This window comes from Rhizorhabdus sp., assembly GCF_018006725.1.
In the GTDB taxonomy this organism is placed as follows: domain Bacteria; phylum Pseudomonadota; class Alphaproteobacteria; order Sphingomonadales; family Sphingomonadaceae; genus Rhizorhabdus.
Genome location: NZ_JAGMXV010000403.1, coordinates 1 through 3,237 on the forward strand (window position 1 = coordinate 1; position 3,237 = coordinate 3,237).

A 3,237-nucleotide genomic window follows, 5' to 3' on the forward strand; every position below is an offset into this window, starting at 1 on the left:
ATCGACCAGATGGTTGCGGCGATAGCGGCGGAACGGGAAGAGCGGGACCGCGAGGACGGCGTGCCGGGTTTCGTAATAGGCCCGAAAATCGGCGCGCGAGATATCGGCGCGGCGCGGCATGAAGCCGATCGTCTTCGCGGTCGGCCCGCTCATGGGAGCAAGCCCGCCGGTGCGTTGAACGACCAGCATTTCTGCTCGCGCCGGTGGCGGATGCGCCAGCCGTCTGCCGTGCGGACGAGTTCGTCATTATACCACAGGCCGATGAAGAAGACGCGCTCCTCGCCTTCGTGATTCATGACCATGGGGTTGAACAGGATCGTCCTGGTTTTCGCGCTGTCGCCGTCGATGTCGATGCGCGTCGTGGTCGACAGATGCTGGAAGGCCGGGAAGGTCGGCATGGCCTGCGCAAGATAGGCCTTGGTTTCCGACAGGCTGCCCTTGGCGCCGCCGAGGTCGGTATAGTCGATCACCGCGTCGGCGGTGAACACGCGGTCGAGCGCATCCCAGTCCTGCTCGTCGATCGCATAGGCGTAGCGCGTGATGAGATCCTGGATCTCGAGCCGGTCCGACATTTCCTGAAGCGACAGCATCCCTCGTCCTTTCCGTCGCTCATGGTGGCGACATTGGGTCAAAGGATGCGCGAAGCGCGAATGGCTTGCAATCCAAAATGCTCAATGCGTAAACTGTGGACCATAAGCATTCGCAAAAAGATTCGAGGGGATATTGCGTGTCGAAGCTGCTGCGCACGCCGGACGAGCGTTTCGCAAGCCTGCCCGGCTTCGCATTCGAGCCGCATTATATCGACGTCGCCGACCGCGATCTCGGCGCCCTTCGCATGCATTATGTCGACGAAGGCGAGTCGGTGCACGGCACCGTCCTGATGCTCCACGGTGAACCGAGCTGGAGCTATCTCTATCGCAAGCTGATCGGCCCGGTCGCCTCCGCCGGCTGGCGCGCGGTGGCGCCCGATCATGTCGGCTTCGGTCGCTCGGACAAGCCCGCCGACCGCACCATCTTCAGCTATGATCGCTTCGTCGGCTGGATGCGGGACTTCATCGAGCAGCTCGATTTGCAACGGATCGTGCTGGTGATCCAGGACTGGGGCGGCCCGATCGGGCTGCGGCTGCTGGCGGACATGCCCGATCGCTTCATCGGGGTGATGGCGACCAACACATTGCTGCCGACCGCCGAGGAGCCGCCGCGCGGCGTGGCTGGCTGGCCGGGTCCGATCATCGAGCCCTGGATCGAGCTTTGCCGGACCAGCGACGACCTGCCGGTCAGCGAGATCGTCGCGGCGACCTGTGTGCAGCGGCCCGACCCTGCGATCCTCGCCGCCTATGACGCGCCTTTTCCGGATGCCAGCTACAAGGCGGCGGCGCTCGCGATCACGACGCTGATCCCGGCGCGGCCCGACAGCGACGGCATCGCCCAGAACAAGGCGGCCTGGTCGGTGCTCGAAGGCTTCGACCGGCCGTTCGCCACGGCGTTCAGCGACAGCGATCCATCGACGGCGCCGTGGGAGCAGGTCTTTCGCGATCGCGTGCCGGGGGCCGCTCGGGCCCCGCATGTGCGGATCGAGGGCGCCGGACATTTCGTGCAGGAAGAGCAGGGCGAGGCGCTGGCCGCAGCGCTCGTCGACTTTCTGCGCCAGCTGGAGGGTTGAATGGAAAAGCTGATCTACGCATTGTGGCGCGATGCGGACACGCCCCGCGCGGCGTTCAATGAACGGCTGCTGGGCGAGGTCGCCGAGGCCATCGCCCCGCATGTACGCGCGCTGCGCATCAATGTGCAGGACGATGCGCTGCCCAAGGGGAGCAACCCTGTCTTCGTCGTCACGCAGCCGCAGATGGAGGCGGCGGTGCAGGTCTGGGTCGATACCGCCTTTCCCCCGGCGCGCGCGCCGATCGAAGCGGCGCTCGCCAAGCTGTCGAGCCGCGTCGAGGGCTGGCTGGTCGCGGAGTCCACTCCGCTGCCGAACCGGGCCCATCCCCCGGGCAGGCCGACCGAAGGCTTCTCGCAGGTCGTCTTCATCGAGAAGCCCGATCATCTCGACCATGAGACCTGGCGTCGCAACTGGCAGGACGGGCACACCGAAACCGCGATCGTGACGCAGAGCAATTTCGAATATGTCCAGAATCTGGTCGTCCGCCCGGTGACGCCCGGCGCCGGCCCCTATGCGGCCGTGGTCGAGGAATGTTTCCCGCTCGCCGCGATCCAGGACAAGCAGCTTTATTATGACGCGGCCGGCGATCAGTCGAAGCTCGAAGCCAATGAAAAGCGCATGTTGGACAGCTGCGCCAATTTCATCGGCGCCAAGGGCTGCGACTGCATCCCGATGCGCCAATATGAGATGAAGACGCTCGCCTGACGGGCCGAACCAATCGAAGGAGAAGATGCGTGAGCGACGACCTCGGCCTGCCGGACTACCCCGCCGACACCACCGTGCGATCGGAGACGGTGACGATCGACGCCCCCGCCTCGATCGTGTGGGAGGTGCTGACCGACCTGCCCAATTACGGAAAGTGGAACCCCTTCTGCATCGGCGCGGAATCGACGCTGGAGATTGGCGACCCGATCCACATGACGCTGCTCAACTACACGATGCCGGGGCAGACCGCGCCGAACGTCGAATATGTCTGCGCCAAGATTCCGGACCGGCTGATCAGCTGGGAGTTGCTCGACAATCCGATCTGGCCTTATCCCGCACGGCGCGACCAGATCATCGAGGCCGACGGCCCGGAGCGTTGCCGCTACTGGTCGACTGACGCCTTCTTCGGTGAGAACGGCATCCATGTGATGCGCTTTTGCGGCCCCTGGGTGAAGCGCGCCTTCGACGACACCGCGCGCGCCCTCAAGGCGCGGGCCGAGGCGATTCACGCGGCGCGCAAGGCTGCGGCATGACCCTTCGGCTCGAAGATATCGAGCTGATCCGCCAGCTCAAATATCGCTATTCGCGCGGGATCGACACCGGCGACATGGCGACGGTGGCATCGCTCTTCGCCGAGGATGCGACGATCGACTATCGCGGCGGCAGCTATCATGTCCAGCTGAAGGGCCGCGATGCGATCGTCGACATCTTGCGGGGGATGTTCGGACCGCATTTCGTCGGTTCGCACACCATGCACATGCCGGTGATCGAGGTCCTCGACGACGAGAATGCGACCGGCGTGTGGACCCTGCTCGACTATGCGCTGAACCTGGCCGAGGGCAACAAGACCACGGTCGGCTCGGCGATCT

At 64.8% G+C, this 3,237-nt stretch carries 6 protein-coding genes; 4 read left to right on the forward strand and 2 right to left on the reverse strand.

What is annotated here, in order from left to right; genetic code table 11:
• A partial coding sequence (locus tag KAY22_RS28045) for an EthD domain-containing protein (protein ID WP_366514181.1) occupies window positions 1-189 on the reverse strand: 189 nt, incomplete at its 3' end.
• Window positions 150-590, reverse strand: coding sequence for a nuclear transport factor 2 family protein (locus KAY22_RS26840; protein ID WP_296626113.1), 441 nt, complete (start codon window positions 588-590; stop codon window positions 150-152). The genes KAY22_RS26840 and KAY22_RS28045, both read right to left, overlap by 40 nt.
• Window positions 591-727: 137 nt before the next feature.
• On the opposite strand from KAY22_RS26840, the gene KAY22_RS26845 reads away from it, so the two are divergent.
• The 4 genes from KAY22_RS26845 to KAY22_RS26860 all read left to right on the forward strand — a co-directional run.
• Window positions 728-1,663 (forward strand): haloalkane dehalogenase, encoded by a 936-nt coding sequence (locus tag KAY22_RS26845; protein WP_296626114.1) that lies wholly within the window; start codon window positions 728-730, stop codon window positions 1,661-1,663.
• Complete coding sequence (locus tag KAY22_RS26850; RefSeq protein WP_296626115.1) at window positions 1,664-2,368, forward strand: EthD domain-containing protein; 705 nt, start codon at window positions 1,664-1,666, stop codon at window positions 2,366-2,368.
• A 29-nt stretch (window positions 2,369-2,397) separates the two neighbouring features.
• Window positions 2,398-2,901, forward strand: coding sequence for an SRPBCC domain-containing protein (locus KAY22_RS26855; protein ID WP_296626116.1), 504 nt, complete (start codon window positions 2,398-2,400; stop codon window positions 2,899-2,901).
• A partial coding sequence (locus KAY22_RS26860) for a nuclear transport factor 2 family protein (RefSeq protein ID WP_296626117.1) occupies window positions 2,898-3,237 on the forward strand: 340 nt, incomplete at its 3' end. The genes KAY22_RS26855 and KAY22_RS26860, both read left to right, overlap by 4 nt.

Coding starts and splice junctions, on each gene's coding strand:
- KAY22_RS26840 (WP_296626113.1), bottom strand. CDS start 590: ATGCTGTCGCTTCAGGAAATGTCGGACCGGCTCGAGATCCAGGATCTC.
- KAY22_RS26850 (WP_296626115.1), top strand. CDS start 1,664: ATGGAAAAGCTGATCTACGCATTGTGGCGCGATGCGGACACGCCCCGC.